The organism is Amycolatopsis sp. NPDC114484, from assembly GCF_055633755.1.
Genome location: NZ_JBVKDQ010000014.1, coordinates 191,947 through 217,433, shown reverse-complemented (window position 1 = coordinate 217,433; position 25,487 = coordinate 191,947). Strand labels below are relative to the sequence as shown.

At 65.0% G+C, this 25,487-nt stretch carries 17 protein-coding genes, 1 tRNA gene and 2 pseudogenes; 10 read left to right on the top strand and 10 right to left on the bottom strand.

Annotation, left to right across the window (positions count from 1 at the left end; all coding sequences use genetic code 11):
- The first annotated feature begins 196 nt into the window (after positions 1-196).
- The 8 genes and pseudogenes from ACZ7SW_RS30500 to ACZ7SW_RS30465 all read left to right on the top strand — a co-directional run bounded on the left by ACZ7SW_RS30500 (position 197) and on the right by ACZ7SW_RS30465 (position 10,915).
- The gene (locus ACZ7SW_RS30500; protein ID WP_470233802.1) at positions 197-868 is read left to right on the top strand and encodes a hypothetical protein; all 672 of its coding nucleotides are present in this window, start codon (positions 197-199) and stop codon (positions 866-868) included.
- Between the two features lie 208 nt (positions 869-1,076).
- A pseudogene (locus ACZ7SW_RS30495) lies at positions 1,077-1,738 on the top strand (DUF2637 domain-containing protein).
- A 1,195-nt stretch (positions 1,739-2,933) separates the two neighbouring features.
- Positions 2,934-3,599, top strand: coding sequence for a hypothetical protein (locus ACZ7SW_RS30490; protein WP_470233801.1), 666 nt, complete (start codon positions 2,934-2,936; stop codon positions 3,597-3,599).
- Complete coding sequence (locus ACZ7SW_RS30485; protein ID WP_470233800.1) at positions 3,596-5,569, top strand: hypothetical protein; 1,974 nt, start codon at positions 3,596-3,598, stop codon at positions 5,567-5,569. Before ACZ7SW_RS30490 ends, ACZ7SW_RS30485 begins: the two co-directional genes overlap by 4 nt.
- A gap of 70 nt (positions 5,570-5,639) precedes the next feature.
- Positions 5,640-6,533: a hypothetical protein gene (locus ACZ7SW_RS30480; protein ID WP_470233799.1), complete on the top strand. Its 894-nt coding sequence runs from the start codon at positions 5,640-5,642 to the stop codon at positions 6,531-6,533.
- Between the two features lie 81 nt (positions 6,534-6,614).
- On the top strand, positions 6,615-7,781 hold the full coding sequence (locus ACZ7SW_RS30475; protein ID WP_470233798.1) for a hypothetical protein: 1,167 nt from the start codon (positions 6,615-6,617) through the stop codon (positions 7,779-7,781).
- Positions 7,782-8,464: 683 nt separating this feature from the next.
- Positions 8,465-9,796 (top strand): pentapeptide repeat-containing protein, encoded by a 1,332-nt coding sequence (locus ACZ7SW_RS30470; protein WP_470233797.1) that lies wholly within the window; start codon positions 8,465-8,467, stop codon positions 9,794-9,796.
- 975 nt (positions 9,797-10,771) lie between these two features.
- Positions 10,772-10,915: a hypothetical protein gene (locus ACZ7SW_RS30465; RefSeq protein WP_470233796.1), complete on the top strand. Its 144-nt coding sequence runs from the start codon at positions 10,772-10,774 to the stop codon at positions 10,913-10,915.
- Positions 10,916-11,013: 98 nt separating this feature from the next.
- Here ACZ7SW_RS30465 and ACZ7SW_RS30460 read toward each other — a convergent pair whose 3' ends face one another.
- From ACZ7SW_RS30460 to ACZ7SW_RS30415, 10 genes and pseudogenes are all read right to left on the bottom strand, one after another.
- Complete coding sequence (locus ACZ7SW_RS30460; protein WP_470233795.1) at positions 11,014-11,766, bottom strand: ESX secretion-associated protein EspG; 753 nt, start codon at positions 11,764-11,766, stop codon at positions 11,014-11,016.
- Positions 11,767-11,775: 9 nt separating this feature from the next.
- On the bottom strand, positions 11,776-13,158 hold the full coding sequence (locus ACZ7SW_RS30455; protein ID WP_470233794.1) for a hypothetical protein: 1,383 nt from the start codon (positions 13,156-13,158) through the stop codon (positions 11,776-11,778).
- Positions 13,158-13,796 carry a DUF3558 domain-containing protein gene (locus ACZ7SW_RS30450; RefSeq protein WP_470233793.1) on the bottom strand — a complete coding sequence of 213 codons (639 nt, stop codon included), beginning with the start codon at positions 13,794-13,796 and terminating at the stop codon, positions 13,158-13,160. The genes ACZ7SW_RS30455 and ACZ7SW_RS30450 overlap by 1 nt, the downstream gene beginning before the upstream one ends.
- Positions 13,796-14,107 (bottom strand): hypothetical protein, encoded by a 312-nt coding sequence (locus ACZ7SW_RS30445; RefSeq protein WP_470233792.1) that lies wholly within the window; start codon positions 14,105-14,107, stop codon positions 13,796-13,798. The genes ACZ7SW_RS30450 and ACZ7SW_RS30445 overlap by 1 nt, the downstream gene beginning before the upstream one ends.
- A gap of 603 nt (positions 14,108-14,710) precedes the next feature.
- Complete coding sequence (locus ACZ7SW_RS30440) at positions 14,711-15,271, bottom strand: hypothetical protein (protein WP_470233791.1); 561 nt, start codon at positions 15,269-15,271, stop codon at positions 14,711-14,713.
- A 401-nt stretch (positions 15,272-15,672) separates the two neighbouring features.
- Positions 15,673-15,900: pseudogene (locus ACZ7SW_RS30435) on the bottom strand (trehalose-6-phosphate synthase); the annotation flags it as partial.
- Positions 15,901-15,986: 86 nt separating this feature from the next.
- Complete coding sequence (locus ACZ7SW_RS30430; RefSeq protein ID WP_470233790.1) at positions 15,987-17,102, bottom strand: hypothetical protein; 1,116 nt, start codon at positions 17,100-17,102, stop codon at positions 15,987-15,989.
- 61 nt (positions 17,103-17,163) lie between these two features.
- Positions 17,164-22,059: a hypothetical protein gene (locus ACZ7SW_RS30425; RefSeq protein WP_470233789.1), complete on the bottom strand. Its 4,896-nt coding sequence runs from the start codon at positions 22,057-22,059 to the stop codon at positions 17,164-17,166.
- A 420-nt stretch (positions 22,060-22,479) separates the two neighbouring features.
- Positions 22,480-22,752 carry a hypothetical protein gene (locus ACZ7SW_RS30420; RefSeq protein WP_470233788.1) on the bottom strand — a complete coding sequence of 91 codons (273 nt, stop codon included), beginning with the start codon at positions 22,750-22,752 and terminating at the stop codon, positions 22,480-22,482.
- Entirely contained in the window at positions 22,749-23,984 is a 1,236-nt protein-coding gene (locus ACZ7SW_RS30415) for a sigma-70 family RNA polymerase sigma factor (RefSeq protein WP_470233787.1), read from the bottom strand. Before ACZ7SW_RS30415 ends, ACZ7SW_RS30420 begins: the two co-directional genes overlap by 4 nt.
- A 688-nt stretch (positions 23,985-24,672) precedes the next feature.
- Here ACZ7SW_RS30415 and ACZ7SW_RS30410 point away from each other — a divergent pair.
- Both ACZ7SW_RS30410 and ACZ7SW_RS30405 read left to right on the top strand, forming a co-directional pair.
- Positions 24,673-24,743: transfer RNA gene (locus tag ACZ7SW_RS30410), tRNA-Met, on the top strand.
- 263 nt (positions 24,744-25,006) lie between these two features.
- A complete protein-coding gene (locus ACZ7SW_RS30405; RefSeq protein WP_470233786.1) occupies positions 25,007-25,300 on the top strand; it encodes a hypothetical protein in 294 nt (97 codons plus the stop codon).
- The last annotated feature ends 187 nt before the right edge of the window (positions 25,301-25,487 follow it).

The window sequence follows — 25,487 nt, the reverse complement described above, 5'->3', positions numbered from 1 at the left end:
GCCGGTGAGGATCGCAACGTCGTCCCGGAAGGCTGGGCGTGAGGCGAAAAAGACAGTGGCATCGGCCCCCCGGGGCCGATGAGGATCGAAATCGTGACTACGTGGTCAAGGCGCGGGAAGGCTCGCCCGTGGCATCGGCCTTCCTGCGCCGACGAGGATCGAAACCAGTAGTTCGGCTCCGCGTTGCTCTCGTCGCGTGGAATCATGGCATCGGCCCTGCGAGGCTGGCGAGGATCGAAACGGCATCGACGTGATGGCGTGGACCAAGGGGATCGGCATTGGTGGCATCGGCCCGCTGGGGCCGATGAGGATCGAAACCAACTGGGCGGCCGACGCGGCCAGCGACACCGCGAGTGGGTGGCGTCGGCTTGGATCGCCGGAACGGGCGCATGCTGAAAATTGCTGTCGGAGCACAACAAAAAAGGGGGTAACCGCATTGAGCCCCGAGACCACCACCGAGGTCCGCACTGGACTCGGCGCGGTGATCCTGCTGGGCACCGGCGATGACGACAACGTCGCCGAACACAACGCCGCCACCGAGGGCAAGGCCCGCCGCTGGATCGAACAGAACCTGCCCACCGCCGCGATGCCGGACTGGGTCCACCAGCGTCCCACGGCACCGCCGGGGCCTTCCTCTTCGACACCTACGCCGAAGGCGTCCGCGTCCATGACGGAGCCATCCTCCAGATCGCCTTCGAGCCTTCGGAATCCCGCGGCGGCTCGCCCGCGTCGGCACCGCGCGCAAACTCGTCCTGGAAAACCGCCACCGGTCACAGCGGCCACTCCCGGCTTCTACCGCGCCACGACGAACCGGCACGTCCGCAACACCGACAGCACCCGGAACCGCCACGCCGCGGCACGAACCTGAACAATGCCGCCCGCCCACGGCTGCACCGTGCGTTCAGGACGTCGCGGTGCTGGCGAAACCTCCCTCGCTGCCCGCGACTACTGTCGATTCGCCACACACGGAAGAGATCCGTTCGTGGCTCTGCGCCGGCCGCGTGCCCGGCTCAGCCTAGAAGAGGAGACCCGATCTGCCGCCGGTCGCGCAGGGGTGAGTCGGCATGACGGCGGTGATGCAGGAGCGGGTCGGTCGTCCTCCTGAAGAATCAGCGGTTAGGCCTTGGTCGTTGTGGGTGCAGTGCGGTGCGACGGGTTTGGTGGCGGTTGGTGCTGCGTATGCGTCGTATCAGCATGGCCGGACGTTCGCGGTGCGGTTTGGTGCTGATGGGACGACGGCGGCGATCTGGCCGTTGATCGTGGATGGGTTGTTGACGTTGGCGACGGTCGAGTTGTGGCGCGGCCAGCGGGGGAGCGGTCGGTGGTTGGCGTGGGCGGCGTTCCTGTTCGGTATCTCCTTGTCGTTGTGTGCGAATATCGGTGCGGCTCCGTCTTTGGGCGTGTTCGGGATGACGGTGGCGGCTTGCCCTCCGCTTGCTCTTTTGCTTGGTGTGGAGTTGCTCAACCGGGCGTTGCGAAGGCACCAGCTGGGTCTTGCTGCTCCTCCGGCGTCGATGGCAGAGGGGGCGGGGTCGACCGAGGGGGCGGGGAGGGCCAGGCGGTCGTGAAGTCCGCGTCCGAGGTGCTGCAGTTGGAGGGTGAGTTGACTGCTGAGCAGCGGATGTGGCTGCACTGCCAGCGGGAGACAGCAACCGGACGACACCCGTCAGGCGCGGAGCTGGATCGGGTGGCGGGGACGCACAACTACGGGCGTCGCGTCCTTCGTCGATGGCGGTGATCGGGCCGCCTGGCGGAGGTTTGCGCCGTGTCCGGCGAGGAAGAAGATTCGACAGCGGCGCTGTTGGTTCCAGCGGATAGGCGGTTTGCTGTCTAGCTGGAGGCTGACCAAGCGAAGGAGTTGGGAAATCAATGTGCGAGAACGACACGGCGGCCGGCAGCCGACACCCGTAGGGCCTGCGGCCGAAGGCCAATGGGTTTGCCGATCCGGAACCAAGCCGCACCTGTCCGGCTTCGTCTCCGACGGCCGGGACGGCGAACAGGTTGAGCGGACGTTCGAGCGTGACATCGGCTGCGAGAGCGGGTCCCCGGCGGCTCGCGTCGCCCAGGACCCTGGGACGTCGCGGTCGCCGAGGACGTCGGGGGCTTTCCCAGTGTTGCGTCGGGCGCGTGCCGAGCCCGTGCGGGGCCGACGTTGTAGTGGTGCTGAGCGCATCGGGCTTGCTGCCGTTGTTTGTCGGCCCGGTCCGCTGGGTGCCGAAGCATTTCAGGCGAGGTCCGCAGTCTACGGCACACCCGACGAGGACATGCTGACGGCGGAGCAGCGGATGTGGATTCACTACGTCGAACAGGCTGCTGGGAGGCGCTCGCCGAGCGGGGTGGGGCTGACAGGGTGGGGTGGCTGGCACGCACAAATGCGCGCGTCGTGCCCCTTCGCCGGTGGCGGCGATCAGGCCGCTTGGAGGGGCCAATGTCATCTCCCGTTAGGAAGCCGATGTGCCGATATTCACCGGCCGATCGATCGTTGCGGGAATCTGTCAGCCGAGACCGGAGCCGATCTCGCGGGGGTGTGTTCAGCCAGTTCGTGTCCGCTGCGCAAACTTCGTGCAGGCGTTGGTTGGGCGAGGAAACAACCCCCGTACCCCAGGGCCCGAAACGCAGTGTCGCCCGTCAGGCCTATGGCGACTCCGCCGGACGCGCCCGCAATGTCGCCTAATCGGCGGTATGACTGCGCCTAATCAGTTGACGGACCGGTGCGGGTAGCTACCGTTGATGAGTTTCGAGAAGCCTGCTTTGGAGGTGCATCACCACCCGCAATCAGGGGCTCGCGTTGCTTTTCGGAAGCGAACTGCTCAAGGATTCCCCCTTTTGCCCCAGCGGTGCCTTTTGGCCAGTACGGTTGACCTGTTCTGGTGAAGAGGGGTGCCGAGAACTTGAAGATGCAATCCGAGGACGGCGAGTCGGGAGTCCGTCCGATGCCCAGCGTGATGCAGCACGCGATTCGCGTTCTGGTGATCCTCGATGCTTGCGGGGAGCCGACGAAGCCGAACGACCCGGCTGGCGCGGTGGCAGCCTTGCGGGCTGAACTGAGACTGCAGGCGCTGGATTTCTGGCTGCGCAATCCAGACTATTTGAGTGGCGAGATCCTGACCAAGGTGGAAGCTGGCGACTTGCCTGAGCAGTACCTGGACGTCGTGGAACATCTTCTTGACAACCCGGAGCCCGATCTCCATTGGTATCCGATGCCGAAATGGCATCACGGTGCGTACGAGGCGATCGACGACGCGTTCGCGGTGCTCAGCACGTACGGACTGGCCTTCGTCCGTCGAGTCGGCGGGGTCAAGAAGACCACACGGAGCCAATTCTTCCTTACTGAGCCAGGCAGAACCGCGGCGACCGAACTGGCCGCGGACCCGACGCTGTCCTGGTACTCCGAGCAGGTGCAACTGGTCTCGCTCGTCGCTGGAGAGGACAACGGAAGCACTTTGAAACGACGCCAGTACCAGCAGACGGAGTACGCGAGCACGAAGCTGGGAGCCAGCATCGGGCCGATCCATGCCAACGTACGGGAGCGCCTGCGGGCCGTGAAAGCGGCGCACCCGGCTCCGTCGGTCCCGGCTGCGCTCCAAGGAGATGCATGAGCAAGCTCGGCGAGGCTGTCAAGAGCGACCTGGAAAAGCGAGGCATCCCGGTCGATCCGCGTCGCATCGAGGCTGTCCTTCAGGACGCGGGCGTCTCGTCGACAGCGTCGAGAGGAGTGCCGGTCCAGCTCCGCGTCCGTCGTCTGCGCGTGACCGGAACGAAGGCATACTCGGACGATCCCGGGCAGGACATACCGGACACGCGGCTCATCGTCGCGCCGATCGAGCTGGAGTGGGAGCCCGGCGCAGGTGTCAACGGCGTCGGGAGCGAGGCGAACCTCCGCGGCAAATCGTCCGTGCTGCATTTGATCATGTGGGCGATGACAGGACGCAGTCACCTGCAACCCGATGTGCAGTCATGGGTAGGGCATCTTTTCGCCGAATTCAGCATCGACGGGGTACCGGTGTTCGTCGAGTTTGACGTGGAGGGCGGGGTGCCGTCCGGGACTGTCGAACAGCAGGTGCCCTCGGGTCGCGCAGTCCTGGGAAGGTTTGTCGGCCACGCTGAGTTCGAGTCCGTGATGGGATCGGTCATGCTCGACCGGTTGCGGCTCGACGTGATCTCAGTGTTCTCCAACGGCGTGGAGACTGAACACGCGTGGCCATCGTATGCAGGTGCCTTGGCCGTTCAAGCAGACAAGCTCAACCCGATCATCGGCAACGAGAACACGCTGAAAACCCGGATCTTGCAGATGTTCGTCGGGACGAGCTGGGCGGCGGTCGATGCACAGGTTGCGACCGCTCTGAACGCGTTGCAGTTCGAACGTAAAGACGTCGCGGCTAAGCGAGAATCCGCCGCGTCCTCGACGGCATTCACGTTGGAGCAGGCCGAGAGCGCAGAAGCGGCGGCGCGGACCGCGATCGAGGAACTCGGCTCATCGGATCCGGACATGAGCGGGTTGTTCGCGCTGGCTGCGACAGCCTCTGATCTGGCGCGTGAGGCCCACGACCTTTCGTTGCAGATGATGACAGCTCGTACCTCAGCTGCTGAAGCGCGGGCGCACCTTCGCGCCGAAGAACTGCGTCGGCAAGCCGTTGCCGAAGACGCGGTGGCTCGTCGATTCTTCAACGGGATGTCCCCGACGGTGTGCCCAAGATGCTCCACAACCGTGGCGGCCGAACGATATGAGGCCGAAACGACAGAGCACGCTTGTTCCCTGTGCGCCAGCGAACTCGACTTGGCAATCGACGGGAACGAAGCCGCGGTCGAGGATGAAGATGAAGGCGTCGACTCCCTGGTGGCGTTGCGGGAAGCGTGCGCGGAGGCCGACGCGGTTGTGGTACAGCTCGAGTCCGAATTCCAGCGAGCTGACCAAGCAAGGCTGCAAGCGGAGTCAGCCGCGCAACAGGGCCGCCGCGACCTGGACTCGGCTCGGAAGCGACTCGCGGCCCAGTTGGAGCTGGCCCGCGCCCAGGGGACCGTGGAAGCTCTGAGGGCGGCGTCGACACCCCAGTATCTGTCGTCGTCCGAGGCCGACGACAGATTCCACATCCTTAACACTGCGTCGAAGTTGACGAAGAGTTGGGTGCAGCAAGACCAAGAGCCGCTGTTGAAGTCGGTCTCTGCAGCGATCGCGCAACTCGCACGCAGGTTCGGTTCGACGAACATTACCGAGGTGAAGCTCAAAGGCAACGGCAACATGGACGTGCACAAGGGCGGTGCGGTCGTCGGCTACAGTTCCCTGACCAACGGCGAAAAGTTGCGCATCAAGCTCGCCGCCGTAATCGCGCTCGTCCAGCTCGGCCGTCGTGACGGAGTCGGACGGCATCCCGGTCTGCTGTTCGTCGACTCGCCCGCAGCCGAAGAGATCCCGGAGGCCGACTTGCGGAAGATGCTGGCGGCGATCAACGCGGTGGCCGGCGAAACCGACTTGCAAGTCTTCGTGGCCACCACTCATATCTCGGTGCTCAAAAGCCTGCTCCCCCCGGGGAAGCTGCTGGTGGCCACCGGTACTGACTTTGTGTGGTGACGCTCGCGATGAGCGGGCGGTCGCAGAGCTTCACCGGTAGGTTTCCACGAGGTACGCAGGAGGAGGTGCGATGGCAGGCACACTCGACGTGGACGCGATCAGCGCCGAACTCCGTCGGAACCTCGATGGCGGACCGCCTCCGGAAGACCTCGTCGACCGCGTCGGGGGTTGGCCAGCGCTTGCTGCGCTGGCACCGTCCCTCGTCGATCAACCCCTTCTGACCGTTGCCGTCTCATTGCTCGTCCGTGGTGTCGGCAACGCCGCGGACGCAGCCGATATCGAGGCCATCCGGCCAGCCGCGACGGCTCTCGTCGAGGCGATCCTGGCATCGACTGATCCCCTTCAATTCACGCACAACCTCGACGTGATCTGCGCAAACCCCGCGCTGACCGGCATGGTCGGTCATCGGGTCGCCGCCGAGTGTCTCGCGCTCGCGGTTCCGCCTCGCGTTGACGGCGACGCACCAGCGGATGCGATGGTCAACCGGCATGCGGTGGCGCTGGAGGCGGTCGCGCGGCTGGCAGTGCAGGGCCACGCATCGAAGAACAAGTTGCTCGGCGTGCTCGAAGACGTCGTCGAGCCACAACCCCGCCGGTACGCCCAAGCGGTCGTGCGAACCGTCGGGCTGGCATTCGACCACTGGAAGGTCGACGACGAGACCGCAGATGTCATCGCCATCCTCACAGGGGAGTCTGCGCCGGTCTATGCGAGGCCTCCCGAAACGACGGTCCTTGCTCGCAACGACGAGTACCGCCTGGACATCGCATCAGATGCCATGTGGACAAGAGCGAATGTCGAGATCGCTCGCGCGCTGCGGGCCACCACGGCGGACGAAGTCATCGACCGGTTCGGCGCAGCCTTAGAGGCCCTTGAGTTCGTGACCTCGGCAGACGACCGCCAGGACGCGGAACTGTTGCGGTCCGCGCTGCGCCTCGTCCACAGGCTGCTGGTGTCTCTCGATTAAACCGGCTCGCCACAGGACGCAGCAACGTGGGACGCTTCGCTCGCCGCAGCCGAGGCTATGGCAAACCGCGCCCAGGAGTTCGTGATCGACACCTACGGGCTCAGCCACTGGAGCGGTGACCGGAAACTCGCTGTCCTCCAGGCCTGGCAACGGTTCGCCAGCGACCTCGCCTGGCTTCGAGACCAACTGGATCGCGACAGCCTCTACGACGTGGCGATAGTGCTGGACGACATCCTGGCGATCTACTCGGCGGCCCGGTCGTACGACGTCACGCGTACTGACCACGGTGTAGAGCGCATCCTCGATATCGTCCGTCCTGCCGTAGCGGGCGGGTTCGCCGCGCGGGCTGGGCTCCTCAGACACCTCCAGGACCACGCCGACTCCCTCCACCGCCGGGTCGCGGCAAGCCGCGACGATGCCGCGGATCTCCGGTCACGGCTGGACACCGCGCAAACCGTGCTGGCCGCCGCACGATCGAGCATCCTCGGCGGTGTGGAGCCGCCGGGAAAAGCCCCTGGGCGGCCTACGCCCCTTCCTTCTCTCCTGGCAGAACTCGTCGCGGCGAGCCCGGCCCTCAACGAAATCCTGACGAGCGCCAGCGCAAGCGATCTTGAGCGACTGGCCGCCGACATCGCCGATCGCCAAGCTGCGGCAGACACTGACCCGGACCTGGCGGTCACTGCTGTTCGGAAGCGCATTCTGGCCAAATTCGCATCCTGCGAAGACTTCGTCGAGGATGTTGTCCCAGCCGTTACTCGCGTCCTCGATCAGCTGATCAAGTTCATCTCACGCCGCTTGAATACGCAAGAATCCAGCAAGGACTATCTGTTCAAAGCGGATGCCGACGAGCATGACCTTCACGCGGATCTGTACGACTGGCTATCCCAAGGGCAATTCAGCAGCGCCGCAAACGTGGAAGTTCAAGAGGTCGGTGCCGGACGCGTGGACATTCAGATTGCTTTTTCCGGTTTCCACCTCTACCTGGAACTGAAAGCTGACGAGACAGCTGTCCCGGTGGTCAAGAAGGCTGCCTACATTCAGCAAACAGTTAGCTACCAAGCATCTGACGTGCGGATCGGGTTCCTGGTCGTGCTTCGTTTGAAGGCGCCTAAGGACAAGTCGCCGTCGCCGCATTTGAGCGAGCTTGTCTCCCACGCGACCATTCAAGTCAAAGGTGGCGTGGTCGAGCGTCATATTGTGATGCTCGAATTGCCGGGCAACAGGACCAAACCGTCCAGGGTTCGCTAAAGGTCCGGAAATTTCCGGGCTATTTCGGAAGTCTCGTATCATGCCACAACTCAAACTTTGTCTGCTCGCTTACCGTTTGTCTTGGCGATGGTCATCGGATGCTCTGCGACAGTGTTATTTCGATTGGCCTGCTTAATTATAATGCGGCCAGAGTTCATCCGGATTGTGCCGGACTCGTTGGACACGATTCTCGCCGAACTGGAAACCGTGCAGCGGAGTACTTCGAACCGCCTCTGAAGGCTTTCATTCGGACGAGCCAGTGTTTGTGATATTCGGGTCACGTCTCGAACTGATCCGTAACACCTCTCAAGCTCGCGGTGAATTGAATCGCATTCACTGATTCAACTGCCAGCGACACATCAAGTAGAAGCGGAATCGATCGATCTTGCGTTCTGCCGCCCCGCCTGGTTGCGAAATCGATCGAACGGGGCCAGGGCGCAGTCGCGCCAGGCACTGTCATTGGGAGTTCACACGGCTTGTCGCAGGTGACTACCCTGAAGGGGCGGCTGAGCGCGAGCGGTTCGTCGTCGGGTCATTCGTGCACAGTTTGGAGCGAGCCGAGTTCTCGCCGCGTCGCGGCTACTCCGCCCGCGCAGTCGCTTTCCCGGAGTCTTTGAGAGGTTTCGTTGGCTTACTCTGTTACGGCGCTGTGCTGGCGCATGCCGATGAGCAGGGGTGCGGACATGGTTGTCGGGGGTCTGGGTTCTTCGACGCGGGGCTGCTCGCGTGAGCACGACGATGACGGAGAGGAAGGCGGCAAATCGGGCCTGCAGGTGCGTCCGTTGCGTGCCTCGTTGGGATGGCATATCGGCAGGTGGCTGGTGTTGGGGCTGTTTGTCTTCATCACGATGGCGGCGTTGGTGTGGTGGTTTCTGGGTGTTGCCAGTTCCGCTGGCGTTGGCGGTGTGTTGCAGCGGCAGGGCCTGGACTTGGTGAAGATCGCGGTGACGTTGACCGGCGGCGTCGGGGGCGTGGTCGTGCTGGTTGTGGCGTATCGGAAGCAGTGTGTGGGGGAGGCAGCGGAGCGTCGGGAGGCTGCAGCGAGCCGGCGGGACGAGCTGAAGCTGTTCACCGAACGGTATGTAAAGGCGGCTGAGCAGTTGGGGAACGCGGCGGCCACGGTGCGGCTCGCCGGTGTTCACGCGATGGCTGACCTCGCTGATGAGTGGGCGGAGCGTCGTCAAACCTGCGTCAACGTGTTGTGCGGGTATATGCGGATGTACTTCGACCCCGAACCGCCTGGGGATCCGTCGGAGTTGCGGGCATGGCGTGGGGAGCGGCAGGTCCGCGGGACTGTGCTTCGGGTGGTGGCCGAGCGGCTGCGCGACGATGCGCTCGTGTCGTGGCAGGGCTGCGATTTCGATTTCACCGGCGCGGTGATCGATGGCGCGGACTTCCATTCGATCACGGTTTCCGCGGGGACGATTTCTTTTGAGGGCGCGGTGTTCGCGAGCGGGTTGGTGGATTTCGATGGTGCTGTCTTGTCCGGCGGGGTTGTCGACTTCAGTCGCGCGGTCGTATCCGGCGGCGAGATCCGCTTGGGCTGTGTGAAGTTGGAGGGGTCAGTCCTGCATTTCAATGAGACGGATCTGTGTGGAGGTCAGCTCTCGTTTGACTATTCGAGGTTGTCGGCGGGATTCGTCAATCTCGATGACATGAACGTGCGCGAGGGGCGGTTGAGCTTTCACGGCACGGAGGTGTCCGGGGCGAACGTCGGCTTCGGTTGCTCGGAGTTCACCGGGGCCGAGGTGAGTTTTCGGGGAGCCAAGTTTCTGGATGGGAACCTGGCGTTCGGTGACTGCGTGTTCGCGTGCGGCACGATTCGCTTTGATGAAGCTGAGTTCGCGGGCGGATACGTGGGCGTCCACCGCTCCCGTCACGAGGGGGGTGTCCTCGACTTCTCCAAACCGGCGTCATGGGACAGGCCGCCAGAGTTGACGTCGATCAAGAGGAAGGAAGCAGCGGAGAGCGTTTTGCTTCCGGGCGCTGCCCGTACCTCGGCGACACCGGCGTAAGGAGACGAAAACCCGATGCATCACGCATGAACTTTCACCGTCAAACCTGATGGTGGGGCCGCCGAGTCGTTGCTCGGGGTCCTGTTCGGTCGAGTGGAGGATGCGGTGGATGGTGTCGGGCCAAGCGAGGGTGATGCCGTGGCGGGGACAGATGGGTGCCACAGCGGGTCGCGCAGCCGGTGCTGCAGGGTACAGGGCTGGGTGGACAGCTTCCCCGCGGTGGCGTGCCCGCGTACACCTGTAACGGGATGTGGCTACATCTCGACCAGGCCGAGCATCGAGTGGTCGCCCCGTCGCCAGCCCGATTCTGCTGTCGGCTCTTGTCGGTGGCGAGGGCTCTGAAGCGACGTTGACCCAGAGACCTGTGGTGATCCTGCTAGGACCAGCGGCGGTGATGACGGCTGGTCGCGACGGGTGGCGATGTCGAACTCGCCAGAGACTGGCGGCTCCGTTCACAGCAGGCGCGGCGCGTGCAGCCCATGGACGTGTTCTATTAAGCCGAGTCGTGCCGGCTGTCCCGTCGGGTGGTTTAGGACGGAGATCACGGGTTGCTCGGTCGCGCTCGGCGTGTTCAGCGGAGGCGATGGTGATCAGCACTGTGGCTGCGGGGGACGACACGTGATCGTGCGACGCGTTGCGGCCGCGGGACGGATCACCCCGCTCGCGCGGGGAAGACGGGCACGTTGGCGGGGCCACCCGTCGGGGCCGATCAGCAGGGTTCCGACAACACCGGGCAAATCGGGAGTCGGGTGCGATCCTCAGCGAACCTTGTTCTCGATCTTGGCCAATGCTGTGGACTCGAATGCGAGCCTGCCCGTCAGCAACACGCTCGGGCGGAGAATGGACAGTGACTCAGTCCGGTCATGCCGTGAGTTGGTGTCACCAGTTGATGACGGGCAGTTTTCGCGTGTGGGACCTCGTGAGTTTCGGGTGCTATTGGCGCCTGATGTGCCGCCGGGTCGGTATGCCGCGGTAGTGCTGCAGGCTGTTGTCGGTGTGCTCGCTGCTGAGGACGTGCTCTCGGGAGCGTCGATCGCCGTGGACGATCTGGCTCGGGATGAGGATGTGAACGACGCGTTCGACCAGTTCAGTGCTCTGTATCCGTGGAGCCAGTGCTGAGCGCGGAGAGGCGATCGCGGTTTCTGCGGCAGGATCGCCGTCTGTCCTGGGTAGTCGCACCGGCCTGCGTCTACGGAGACTGCCGTGGATCGACGGTGTCAGGTGAGTCCGTCAAGGGTGAGGTTGAGCGCGTCGACGAGGTTGGTGCGGTTGCCGCTGCATACGGTGGCTTCCAGCTCGCCGTCTGGGGCGTCGCTGGTGAAGGCGAGCACGCGGCCGGTGCGGGTGAGGTCGTAGACGGTCAGGGCTGTGCTGTGGACGCGGTCGGTGCCGTGTCCGACTGCGGCGTGGAGTTTGTGCACGGCGGTGCGTTCGGCTCGCAGGAGGTGGCGCAGGTCGTCGGCGTGGCCGGACATTTCCGAGAGCGGGTCGACGTCGGTGTCCTCGAGGTAGGTCGTGGGGATCCGCAGGGTTGCTAGCCGGGCCGGTGGGTGTTCTGGCAGGGCCTCGATCAGTGCGGTGGCGAGGTTGCGGGGCGGGATCGGGTCGAGCTGGATCGACTGGTGGTCGGTGATCAGCCGGACGGCGTCGCGTCCGGCGGCGGCGAGGAAGAACGCGCCGTCGTCGTGCGGGCGGTGGGTGAAGGCGGTCCAGGAGTAGCACTCGCGGGCGGGTGCGGCGAGCAGTTCCAGGGTGGCCCGGAACTGCGGGGTCAGTCGTCCGTCCGGGGCGGCCAGTCGGAGGGCGGCGAACCGGTTCATCGCTCGCCGCTCTCGTTCGGCGGCGAATTCCGTGGTCATGTAGGCGTGTTCGGGGTTCACCACGACGGGGAGGGTGGTCAGGCCGGTGTAGTTCCAGGCGGCGAAGAACGCCGGTCGCGGCATCCGGACCGGTCTGTCGATGATCGTCATCGGCGCGGGTCAGCCTCCGATGGTGGGCGGGGTTGGCGGCAGGCCGGTGCGTGGGTCGCGCAGCCGGCCGTCCTCGTCGTCGGTGAGGTCGAACGCGGAATCGTCGTCCAGCCCGTACTTGCGCTGGTGTTCCTTGTCTTCCTCGCCTTTCCCGCCTTTGCCGCCGCCGGCCATGCCGCCCATTCCTGGCGTTCCTTTGGCACCGGCCGCGCCTCTGGCCGCAGCGGAGTTCGCGCCTCCGCGGGCGACCGGTTCTTCGGCTGCACCGGAACCCGCGCCCGGTCCGGCGGAACCGCCGGCCCTGCCGCCCGTGCTCCCGTCAAGAGTGCTCCGGCCGTTGCCAGGCAGGCCGCCTATGGGTCCGAATCCGCCAGTCGGCCCGAAACCCGCCACGAAGCCCGGCGACGGGTTGCCGCTGTTGGTGCCTGCGCTGGTGTTCGGCAGCGCGGGAGGCACCCAGCCCGGCCCGTTCGAGCGCTCGTATGACGGCGGTGTCCATCCGGCTGTGGTCGTCCCGTCACCGGGAACGCCCCCAGGCTGATAGCGCGGCAGCCCCGCCACATCGGTGGCTGGCGGGTGGTGCTGCGCAGGAGCCAGCGGCGGTGGAGGGGGAGCGAACGATTGCGGCGGCCCGCTGGTGCCCGGAGTTGTCACAGGCGGCTGGTGGCCGCCGCTGCCCAGGTGAGGAGTGTCCGGGCTTGTCCTGTGGTCCACCGGCTCCTTGGGCTGCGAGCTGATGTCGACGTTGCCGTCGCCGAAGTCCTGCAGTTGCCCGTAGTCGATTTTCAAGTCTTGGCCTGCGGACTTGGCGGTGTCCGCGTACGTGTTGTACTTGTCGAGGTTCTGTTGCGCGATCTCGTTGTATTGGTTGATTTTCGCTTCGGTGTCGGTGGTCCGCCAGAACTGTGCTTCGTCCAGGAACGTCCGGTGCGGCGGAGTGTCGGGCATCGGCCGCAAGGATGTTTTCAGCTGGTCGAATCCGTGCGCCAGGCCGCTGGCGTTCTGCGAGTTCGCGGTGAAGGTCTGCGACGCGGCCTGCGACACGTCCGCCAGCGGCTTGATCCGCGCCTGCGCGGCGTCCGCGCCGCCGCCGGTCCAGGACGATTCCATGCCCGACATCAGCTGTTGCACACGGCCGCTGACCTGAGCGTGCTGCTCGGCCAGTTCCGCGGCCTGGTCGGCGCCGCCGTGCCAGTCCGGCGCGCCCTTGCTCGCCATGATCTGCTTGACCAGTTCCGACTGGGGCACGGCCTGCTCGCCGAGGTTGCCCTCGAACAGATCGCCGAACCATCCGCCGACGTCGCCGGCCCGGTCTCCGACCCACTCGACGGCGCCTTCGACGGCGTGCCCGACGGCTTTCGCCGCGTCGCCCAGGACATCGAATATCGACATCACGAACCCGCTTTGTGCTTCAGATTCGTCATCACCCGCTGAGCGGCGACGTTCGCCACGTAGCAAGGATCGACGGTTCCTTTTTTCGCCGCGCTGAGGCCGATGGAGACGTCCACGGTCCGCTGGTCGTTGATCCCGATGGTGACCTGGCAGAACTCGTCGGGAGAGTCGCTGCTCTGCGTCACGTGCGCGATCGACGGGAACCCGAGAACGTCGGATTCCTTCCACACCACCGACTTGGGCTTGGTGTTCGCGTACCACGAGCTGAGCCCGTCGTCGCTCTTGGTGTCGTAGGCGACGTCGACGTAGGAGCCCTTGACGCTGTTGATCCACGTGCAGCTAGGGCCCAGGCTGGATTTGGTGTCGGGCGAACCCTGCGGGGCCCGGCCGATGATCTCGTTCAACTGGTCCCCGGTGAGGCCGCCGTCGCAGGGCGAGCCGTCCAGGATCGTCGACGGCAGCGGGTTCGCGACCTTCGGCGCGCCGCTGTGCGGCAGGGCTGCCGAGGCGGAGGTGCTCGCCGACGGGCCTGCGGACGTCGGGAGGTCGGACCCGGAATTGCCGGGGGAACTGCAGCCAGCCGCGACCGCGGCGAGCACGACCAGTCCAGCTGACTGAACGAGCATGCGCGAGCCCATCAGGCGAGTCCTCCGCCCGAGTTCGCGGCGTTCTGCACCGCGCCCGCCGCGTCGTCGTCGCCGCTCTGGGTGATGTGCAGGGCCTTCTCCAGCCGCTCGATCAGCGTCGAGACGTAGTCGCGTTCACGCTGAATGTGACCGAGACCGTGGCCGAACGCGCTGGCGCCCGCGCCTGACCCGGAAAGAAGCGCGTTGTAGCCCTTGCTTGCAGGGTCCTCGGCAGGCGGGTTCAGATGCGTGAGACGTTCTGCCTTGGGGATCATCTTCGCCAGATCGTCGCGGATGCCGCGCGCCAGGTTCAGCATGCTCATCGCTTCATCATGGCTGAGGCTGAACCCCTGCCCGCTCGAACCCGGACCGCCGCTTGCAGCAGCCCCGCCTCCGCCACCCGGCGGGTCCCCGATGTTGAACATCAGGCCGTCAAGCCAGCTGCCTGCTTTCGACGCAGGTTGACCCACGATGCGCACCCCTCAAGCGACATGTCACCACCACGGTGGGGCAATCTGCGCGAGACCTCCCCAACCGTTACTGTAATCGATCAGTAACGCCAAGGTGCGAAAACCGCCTACTTCGCCGCTGACCAGCGGCTCTCTGTGGCGGCAAAGGATTCAGTGCCCTTCGCGAACGTCGTCGTGACTGAGGCTGCCGCACTGGGGAGCCGTTCATGAGCTGCAGACGACAAGCGCGCCGTCCGACGCGTTCCAGCCTGCCGATGCGCAGGTTACTGCCCGTCGTGGTGGTCGGGACGACGACCTGAGGTGCGCTGCACATCGCGATTGGTGCGGCCGCGAGGCAGAGCAAACATGCGTCGGAAGGGGACGCTGGGTTCTTCTCGCCGGTGTTTGTGCCGCGCGCGACGACCCGGCGCTCCTGCGCCGGACTGAGAGCTACGGGCACAGAGCTAGACCTGCCGACTACGGTTTGGGCAGCCACACTGCGACCTCGGCAAGGGCGTCGAGAACTTCGTCGTCGACGTGGCCTCCTATGGTCTCCGTTTCAGCGATGACGACCTTGGTGCCGTCGCGGTGAGATTGATAGTGGTGGCCGGTGAAGTGAACCCCGGCGAGACCGAGCAGCGCGCCGGCGAGTGGAGTGATGTCGCCGCTGCCCTGAACCGCTTCGAGGTTTTCGAAGGCGTCTGCGTCCGCACGGTTCGCGAAACTGGTCCACGCCACGGAGATGACTGCGGAATTCCCTGCGGTGTCGCCGACGGCGAGAAGTATCCGGTCCAGTGACTTGCATGGAGTGCGGAGGAAGAAATCGCGTACCTGGTCGGTGGATGCTGCGACGCACTTCAGGTCACGCTTCAAGGTCTTCTTCAGCACCCGCACGCCCATGCGGTTCAACGCTTCGTCAGCTTTGCCGGATCGTGCGGATTTCCTGCTTTCGTTCGTGCGTTTGCTGAGATCCTTCGCGTTCAGTGAGCTGTCGGCGGTGGCACCGGTCTCCGTTGCCGCCCCGCCTCCACTCAGCACTCCACTGGTTCCGCCGGCGAGCGCGAGCGCGACGGCACCCGCGGCGACAAGCCGACCTGTGCCAGTGCCAGTGCCAGGATCTGAGCCACCTCCCGGACCGCCGATACGTCGCGCCACGCCCACCCCAAAGCGGTGTCATCACTGCAGGTGAGACGAGGCTACGGACAGGCATCAGTTGGTGCTGCCGCCGAACGGGCGACGTCTCTATGGCGGAGCGAGCAGTGAGCGCGGCGTTATGGCGGCTGAGTCGTCTTCGTCGTCCCGCGCGGCCAGCGGTTCCGGAACCTCGGTGGTGGGAGTGACCTGTAGCGGGCGTATTGCACTTCCCACTCGGTGCTGCGCGCAGCTTCGCATCCGATGCGGACAAGTGCGGGCCAGGGGCCGGATGATCCGCGGACCGTGCCGAGATCCGAACGGCACGCGACGTACTCCTTGCAGACGAGATTCATCCCGTCGCACAGTGGCGTCACGACCATGACGTCGGCCGCGGAGAAGAAGGCGGCCAGCTCGGTGCGGTTCACGGATTGGTGCAAATAGTGCACGACCGGGTGGCCGACGCGAGCGAACTCGCCATTGATCCGGCCGACCATCTGCTCGATCTCGCCGCGCATCCGCTGGTAGTGCTCGACGACGCCTTGGCCGCCCGCGACCGCAGCAACGGCGCTGCTGATCGGCGGTCGTGAGGTGGAAGGCGCGTATGATGTCGTGTCGGCCGTCAGCAGTTTGGTTGGTCGTTCAGCGCACCAAAGACTTGCTCGGGTTTCGTCAGCATCGCTGCCATGGAGGCGAACCGGGCGACGTGGTCGGCGTCGCTCACTGGCCCCGGCTGTGCTGTGCGCCAGGCTGCGAGCGCGGTCGTGAACTTGTGTCTGACTGGATCGGAGACGGATGGCAGGAACACGTCTTCGAGTCGTTGGCGGATCTTGGCCGCCAGCTTCGACTGTTCTGGCGTCAGGTCCCGTTTGAATGTGCTGCCGTGTCGAGCAGTCGCGGTTCGTCGCAGTCGTTCGAGGGGGCTGAGTTCAGTCGGACGACTGGCCTCGAGCAACCTCATCTCGTCGCGGATTCCTGCGATTTCCGTCGCCGCTGAGCCAATCACGTCGGCGTCGGCGGGCCTTGCCGGTACATCGACGCGTTGGACCCGACAGATGGCTGCGGGTTTGATCGCGAGCGAGACGGACCCGGGCGATTCATGGACGTTGAGGTATCGGATCGCGTCGGCTTCGCCTAGGTCGGCTTGGCTGATGCGGGCGGCTTCTGCTGCGTTCTCGTCTCGGCATCCCGGTTCCACGAGTATGTCGCGGCGGAGTTCGACCCGGTACAAGGAGAAGTTCGCCCCGCCGTCGTTCTGGTCGTTCATGCGGCGCAGCATCGATTCGATTGCCGCCTCGTACGTTCCGAGGTGAAGGGCTTGGCCTTCGTACTGGGCGCGCGCCTTCTCGATGTTCACCGACAGTGTGTGTTGCAATGACTCCACGGTCGCGGACGACAGCGTTCTGCTGCTCTGGGGCCATCCTGTATGAGTGCTTGTGTGGTACCAGGCGACGCGGACGAGGTGTTCGCCGGCGAGCACCGGATCGTTGGCGTCGCGCAGTGCCAGTACGGCAGGACCGAAGTGAATATCCGCGTGGCAGGCGGTGCAGGCGATATGTGCGCCGTTGTCCTCGCGGAAGTACTCGGTGCCGGTGAGATGCGTGGTCTGCGGGCAGTCCGGGCAGGACATGTTGTACCCGTAGTCGAAGCTGACGGGTCGCTCGGCAAGGCAGTCCTCCCGTTCATGCTGCACGACTCGGAGCGTCAGTTCGGATCTGTTCGCGTCGGTTTCGGTCATCGTCTCGATCGCAGGTTTAGAGTGGCCGGGGGTGAAAGTTGGCTTGTCGGGCATCCGGCGGTTATTGGAGTTCGAGCTGCCGTTGGACTTCGATGGCGGTGCTGTCTCCTGTCTGAGCCAGTCGGTCGAGAAGGCTGAGCAATCGTTGTTGGTGACCTTCGCTCGCTGCCTTGTCCACGAGCAGGATGAGGTGGAGCCACGTAGATGCCAGTTTCGACTGCCGGCTGATACGGGCGGCGTCGTCGCCCAGGACCCGCAAGACGATGCCGGGACCAACAGGCTGGCGGAGCATGCCGTACCGGCCGAGTGCGGCGATCACATGGTCTGCCAAGCGTGGGCGGTCCTCGAAGGCCTGCACCCAGCGGGCCAAGATCTCCAAGAGCGGTTCGTAAGGCCACGGCCGCTCAGCGTCCGGAATCGGCAGGAGCGCGCGATCCAGATTTTGGACGTAGTGCGTGCGGGGATGGTCAGGCTGCTCACGGAGGTTCCGGTTGGCTGGCAGGAGGTGATCGAAGACAACGGGCCAGTGAGTGCTGAAGACAATCTCTGCTCGCTTGACGGTTGTGGCGAGTTCCGCCATCTTGGTAAGCAGGCCCGCGAGTTCTTCGGCGACGGGCGCGAAGCGGCTGAGGTAGCGGTCGAGCAGGTTGTGGTCACCGTCCGCGACAAGTCCAGCGACATACCGGTCGATCCCGTCGCGCCATTGTTCGATTCCGTCGTAATGCTCACGCGCGTAGCGGTCCGGCCACACTGACAGATCGTGGTCAATGAAGACGGACATCAGGGCGGTGGCTTCCTTGCCGTGCCGGCAGGGAAGTCGAGAGGCTGTAGCAAGGCCGGGCAGGACATCCGCTGCTTCGTCAAGGCTGAGCACATCGTCGTCGAGCGCGTCGCGCAACGGTTCTGCCAACACAACGCGATCACGTCTGTCGTTGTGCCATGGCCCCATGCCGGAATGCCGGGCCAGCTGGATCAGCGTCTCCATTGCTATGTCATGGGCATCAGGATGGTCGCCACACGTTTCGTCCAGCGTTTGCTGGAGTCCGCGGACGAGCCGTTGCCGGACTTCTTCTGAGTCCGCCGCGGCGAGGTGGCGGATCGCAGCCTTGATGCGTGGGAGGTCGACGATCGCGCGCAGCGAGTCAGTGGCAAGGACGTGGGTGAGTGCCGTGGCGGCCGACCGGTCGGCTCCGAGTGGCCACGCGCTTGATCGGTCAGTCGGGAGTGCGTCCGGACCTGGTTTGGGCGGGGACTCGACCAGGTCGAGGAGCGCCGTCACGGCGGTCGTCAACAGTTCGGTCCCACCTGCTGTGATGATCGCTGCCGCAACCGCCGCACGGGCGTCGTCTGGAGAATTAACCGCTGTGTAGTTTTCGTCGAAGGCGTCGAGAGCGGCGAGCGTCTCGGTCAGTTCGGTCCACAGCGCTTCCGGTTGTTCGTCGCTTTTTCCGTCTCGGATCTGCGTGGCTCGTGTGGTCAAAGACGCAACGGTGAGGTTGAGCAGCGCACGGTTGCCCTCAGGTTGGAGGCCTTCCTCGATATCGTTCGGTACGTCGAGTCCGATGACGATTCCGTTGCCCGTGTCTGAACGGGAGACGTGAAGGGCATCCCTTTGAAGGCTCAGCGCACGACGCCGCGCGATGAGCAGTGTCGGATGGTCCTCGGCTGTCTGTTCGCCCAGGACGGCTGCGAGTTGTTCCCGTGTCTTCTCAACCATTCGGCTCCCGACCGTGTCCAGACGTGTCTGGCCGGTTTTGTCGCTTCGCGTGACGAGGGCGAGCGCGACCTGGCTCGTTGCCCACGACAGACGTTCGAATCCCTTCAAGGGGTACGCCATCGATTCGTGGACATGCCGGGCGTGTTCCATCTCCCACACCAATGGCTGTTCGAGAAACGCGTCTAGTTCGTCGGTGACCTCTTCGAATCGCTCTACAAGCAGCGCGAGGGCGATTGGAACCACGCCGAGACAGGTACTTGTTCGCAGTACCTCAAGGGCCACGGTGCCGGCGGGCTGCGTCGCTGTTTCGCCGATTGCCCATTCCGCGAGCGCCATCGCCGCCGACATCGCAGGATAGTCGCCATTTCCTGTGCGCCGGAACCAGATCCAGGTCGTGGCCGTCCCATGGTGCACGATCGACTCGCTATTCCCCGAAAGCGAAAGCTCCAGCCGGAACGTCGGGTTGGCCTCGTCGAATGTGGGCTTGACCGCGGTCCGGGCTGTGGAAGCCGCGTCGATGACGGCACCGACGAGCCGTCGGCCGTGGCCGGGCGAGCGGCGGAGGAGCGCGGCGAACGGACCGTAGTGCGGGGCCGCCAGGCCAACGTTGTCCGCCCGTCGGAAGACCTGCTCGTGGCCTCGAACGCCTTTGCGGAGTTTGGCGAAGCTGCTCAGTGATCCAGCGCTGCTCCGCCGGGTTTTTCGCACGAGAGCGGGCGGGGTGTCGGCGGGGTCGAGCGTCAGACTTTGGTCGAGGTAGTAGCGGCCGGCGAGGAGCAGCAGCAGATCGGGGTTGGCAGCTGCGGCGGCCGCAGGCACTTCTGGATCTTCGACGATGACCCACAGTTCACGGTTGCGCTCCTGGATGCGGTCGAACACCGCCTGAGCCTCGGGAGTGTGATGACCGCCGAGGAGAGCGAGACTCGGCAGCACGGCTGCGATGCGGTCACCGTAGGCATCTGACCCTGACCACGCCGCCACCGCCCGTGACAAGCCCGGTGGATTCGCGAGGTGGTCCTCGAGCGACGCACCCGTCCGTATCGTCGCCATCAGCCATCGACGGACTACGTCAGCCGCAACCATTGCCACTCGCTCAGGAACGCGGGTTCCGATTTCGGCGAGGAGGTTGACCACCGGGGCCGCCAGCAGCATGTCCAATTGGAGATTGACCTGGTCAGGCTCCGGTTCGGACGTGGTCGCGAAGCGGCAGACCACCGTCAGCAACTGGAAAAGCTTGGCACCGTCGTTCGCCAGGAACTCCGGCTCCAGTGCGCTCAACACCGGCTGCGGATCGCCCATCGCGAGTACTGCTTCGTAGGGCAAGTCGCTCCACCGTTCGCCACCATGGCCGGCGAACGTGTCGGCGAACGCCACGATCTCGTTCCAGCACCTGATCGCGTCGGGCTCGTCGCTCAGCCGTGTTTGCAGTGCCAGACGCACGCTGCGGATCAGCCGCCGCGGTCCGTTTGTTTGCGACAGCGACTCTGACAGGCCGCCGTCGAGAAGCCACATGGCCAGTGCGTAGTCGAGCAGGATGTCGTGCGCGAACCGGTATCGCGTTCGATGCAGTACGAGGACGTCATCCGTCAGAAGTCCGTCGACGGCCGTACCGTCTGTGCGTCGGAGACTCGAATCGGCGGCTGCGCGCGCGGTGTCCTCCGCCAGTTGAAGGCAGGCGTCGGCGCGGGCATGCGGAGTGCCGCGGTTGGAGCCGCGTTCGCTCTCTTGCCGTACGACGTGCTTCCAGACGAGGTCCATCACGTCTTCCTCGCCGAGCGGCCGGTCGGTGAGGTCTGCTCCAGTACGCACGAGCAAGTCGGCGAGATAGGGCCGGCGGAGAAGACGTTCGCTGCGCGCGTTGCGCGTGAGCGGGAGCAGTTCAGGGAACGCCTCGACGATTTCCTCGACTTCGCGGTCTCCGAGATCTTTTACTTCGATCACCGCAGGTGCGGCGGGGAGGTGCTGGCGGACTGCGTCGACGGCGTCGGACCGTGCGGTCAGAACCACCGTCCACTCGGGTGCGCGCTCGGAGTCGAGCGGCACAGCCCGCAGCACGGCCTTGAGCAGGCGGCCGGAATCGACGAGCGCGTGTTCGGCACCGTCGATCATCAGGATTCTCGGGGCGGTTGTCGCGACGGCACGCAAGGCCTCGGCCAGATCAACTCCGAGTTCGGCATTGAGCGCGGCCAGCGATTCGCGGCCATGACCCGCCAAGTCGACGACGACGGTCGTTGCCGCCATTCCGACATCTTTCACCGCCCGGCGGGCGAGAACCGACTTGCCGACCCCAGCCGGGCCGGCTACCAGCACCACCCGGTTGGCGGAAATAGCGTCCTTGACCTGCTGCAGCGCCGCCTCGCGCGGCAGCACCAGCCGTTGCGCAATCGCCCACGACGTCGATTCCAGCTCAGCTTCAGTCGCCTCGCTCAGCTTGGTCCAGGCAGTTCGCTGCTTGGGTTCGACGGTCAGGGCGATGCCGTGGCGAGCTAATGCGGCCCGGAGCATGGCTGGGTCGATCAGGGCGGCGTTCGGGCCCCATCTGTCGGCGAGGTCGGCGATCCGGTCGAAGGCGGCGTTGGCGGATTGGCCCTCCGGGAGAATGTCGGCCAGGCGGTTGACCGCGGTGAGCGTGTCGCGGCCGTCTTCGCCGACCTCGAACTGCCAGACGTGCATGGCCTTGAGCATGGTGAACGTGAGCAGCCGGAAATCGGACGTCGTCAGCAACTTCCCGCGACTCAGCTGAGCCGCGGCGACCGCTTCGACCACTTTGTCGAAGCGGTCGCGCACCTCTTTGCTGACTGCACCCGCCTTCAGAAGCGCCTCGAAGGAGACGAGAGTCGCGTGATCCCGCGCGAGTTCAGTCAGCCTTCGCAACTGGTCGACAGGCCCGGAAGCCGTAGTCGCGAGACCCAGTCGCAATCGCTGGGCGGCGATCTCCTCTTCGTTGGCTTCGAGAGCCTCCAGACATTGCCGTACGGCATCGACGAAAGCTTTGTCCGACGCCCGCGGCGACATCTTGCGCTTGATCTGGTACTCGACCCGCACGGAATCGTGGTCGAGCCCGGCCTGCAACACCAGGTCGTCGAGAGTGTTCCCGGCTTCCCTCCGTTGCAGCCCGACCGCGAGCACGGGTTGCGGCAGCCCGGCAAGCACATCGCCGCGGAGCAGCGCCACCAACGCGATGGTCGCCAGCCGGTACTCGTCGATCGTCCCGGCCCCGCCGCTCGCTTGGGGAGACACCCCGGATGGGGTCCGACGGCCTGTCGACGGGCCTGGTTGCTTTGCCGCTTCGCTCACATCGTCACATATCGGACGAGCACACGCCGACGCTACATCTCGATCGGGCCGCCGGCGGTCCGCGGCGCGGTCGCGGGGCCAGCCACGGCGACCGGTAGACCTTGTCTGCACCCGGGGGAGTCTTGCGTGCAGTCCTAGACGCACCCACGCGACTTTTTCAAGAAATCCCGAGCTTCTTGAAACCACAGGGCGTGACGACGCGTTTGTCTTCACGCCACCGGCCTTCGAAGTTCGCCGAGGACAGCGAGAAGCGCTTCCGGCGATGAGGCGCACAACGCGAGGTGCCCCATTCCGAGCCGGCCTTCGGTGACTTTGAGGCTCCAACGCCTTCGGCTCTCGTCAACGAGAGCCGAAGGCGTTCCTTCAGCGCTGAGAAGCGTCGGCGGCGTGTTCACGACCAGTGACTTCTACCGGACCGGCGGTCAGGTCGGCGTTGAGCAGCCAGAGCGTGCTGCCGAGGACGGCGATGACCACGACGATCGCTGCGACGGCCCGGACTGTGTTCGGAGTGGAGGTGACGATCCTTTCCAGCAGTTGGAGTCCGTTTGTCGAGGCGGCAGTAGGTGTTGGTGCGGCGTCGCCCTCAGCTGACCTGGCGGTCATGTGGCCGTGATGGCGCGAGGTACGCAGGCTCACTCGTACTCCTGGAAGAATTTGACCGCCTGCTCGCGAATGCGCTTCAGCCGCTTGGAGACCGGGCTGTGGTTCCGGTAGCCGAGGATGTCGGCGACGTCTCCGAGGTTCGTGTGTCCGCTGGTGAGCAACACGACGATCTGGCGGCTGGTCGGGTCGAGCAGAGTGAGGAAGTCGGCGGTCACGCGGTGACCGATGACTTCTGCCTCGGGCCCCTGCACGGGGATGGTGTCGGTCAGTTCGACAAACCTGATCTTGACCTTTGACCGAGTGTGGTGGAGTTTGCGCTCGAAGTCGATGCGCGCGTTCGACCATCGCTCGGTGAAGTCGTCCTCGACGCGGTTGGCGCGCACGGCTTCGATGATGCCGCGGAGCCGTCCGTCGGCATCGGCCGTGTCGACGGTCCAGTCCACGGTTTCGGCAGCCTCGGCTTCGCCCTGCCAGAGGTCGGACCCCATTCGCGGGTTCGCCATGACGGCGTCCTCGAGAACAGTGCCGTCTACGAGCCGGGGCGCTTCCTCTTGGACGCCGTTCTCGACAGTGGGGAGCCCGCGCAAGATCTCCTGGACTACTGCGGTGACCGGGGGGATCCAGAAGTCTAGGTTGTGGGCGAGGAGCCGGATGGGGTCGTTGGTGGTGAATGCGCTGATCGATGAACCGGAGTTGAGGCGACGCCACACGGTCGCGCCCCAGGCCCGCGCGAGCCGCGCTTCGAAGTCGGCTGGCAAGAACCTGTCCACACGGGGGAAGTCCGCGATGGTCGGCCAGATTCCTCGGCGCATCAGCGGCAGGCCGTGCCGCTTGAGTATCGCCTTGGGGATGAGGTGGAACAGCGGCAAGTACTCGTAGTAGCGGGAGCGGGTGCGCGGAACGAAGATCACGTTGTGGTTTCCGCGGTCGGCGACTGCTCGGATCGCCGCCGGCAGGTCTTCTTCGGCGAACATGAGCCTGCGGAACTGGGCGGCTTCCCACAGCAGGTTCCACTGCCCCAGCGCGCCGACCAGCTCCAGATCAGCCTGGACACCCAGCAGCGGAAGGCTCACATACTCGGGTGGCAGCGGCGCATGTGCGCGTAGGACCGCGTTGTACAGCGGTCCTGCTGACATGTTCCAGCACCGAGGGAAGTTCTCGGGAGTCGCCTGCTCGGCGTCGTCATCCAGCAAGTCGGCGTAGTGGTGCCCGGCTTGTTGCGGCTCGGTCATGTCCATGTCCGCAGTGTCGATGGTATTCGTCATGTCTACCCCACGACACATCGCGCGCGTTTCGTTCCGTGTTGCTGAAGAAAGTTTCGTTCCGCAGCGGAGGCGCTGGTGGAGGCCTCTGAACGTCAAATCCGTTTCGCAGTCTTGTTCCTGATCTATGTGTCGCACGAACCGAAGACCTCAGGCACGTGGGCCTCGTCGGTCACCGCGTCGCGGGCACCGTCCAGACCCACCTCAGACCCATTTCCGGCAGGCCGGTGACTGGTTCGCGATCGAGGGCCCGGGTGCGGACCTGCGGAACGGCACGATCGAGGGCGGTGACGTCTACCTCGGCGGAGCCGCGCACTCACCGCTGTCGGGACCTCAACCTCATGGTGCCTTCGGCGCGCAGGTGCGGTGCGGTCAAGTTTTCTGTCGTGAGTTTTCCGTGGTTGTCGAGCGGCGATTGCGGGCCTGTTGGCAACGGCGCGGGAACCGGTTGTGGCATCGCGGCTCATGGAGGCGCTCGCGTGGACGAGCGCTGCGCTCAATCCGGGCGGCAGCATGCCGGTCGACGACCCGTGCGGGAATGGCTCGCGCTAGGCAGCAACTCGCTCCATGCGTCGTCGACGCGGCCTCTTAGCGGGGTACGGTGGACGATGGCTGTGATCCCCGATTTGGGGGATATCGCCAAACCCAAGGGATTTTGGCCCCAACGCTCGTCACTGACCTGCGTTTTCGCAGGTCAGCACACCGCTCGGCCCAGGAGGACTCATAATCCCTTGGCCGTCGGTTCGAGCCCGACCCGGCCCACTCTGCCCTGCCCTTGTATAGGGTCTGACCTGTGAAAACCTCCTCGAAAACGATCTTGAGGCAAGGGCTCGCAGGGGTGTTGGAGGCGAGCACGGCGCTGGTAGGCCAAGGGATCTTTCAAGTACGACTGAATCCATGACCGCCGTTGAGGCGCCCGTGGAGGTGCTGGAGCCCGATGCATCCGGGGGCTCGTCCCGGACTGGAGAACGCATCGGAGGGCGAAGAACCGCGCCGACTCGACGATCGACGCGTAGCTCGACAGCGTGGCCATGCTGGTCAGCTACCTCGACGACGTGGAAGAGATCGTCGAAATGTCTCCGTTTTACAAAGAGGTGCCCCGCGTCCCGGAGGAGCCTCCGGCGGTTCTGCGTGGTTCTGAACTGAAGTCGCTGCTCGACACTGTAAAAGGGAAGGGGTTTGCCGAACTCCGGGAACGGTTGAGTTCTCGGCGTCGGACCTCGAAACGCTGCCGACGCATACCGGCAGTCGTCGCGGCGCTACTGCGCTGGCATTATCCGCGCACGACCTACCTGCACGCGATGCTGGAGTTTGGCTGAGTGGGGTGGAATCCCAGCACGCGCGCGCCTCCTTCTCCATCTCGGCCGAAGTGCCAGCTATTCCGTTGTAATTCCCCGAGATGGCGGCTCGACTGCGCGACCAGCCAGACGGGGGAGACTTCGGGTGGTGGTAGGGCTGCTCGGCTTGAACGTACGTGACACCTCGACCGACCGCCTGGCGGAGCCG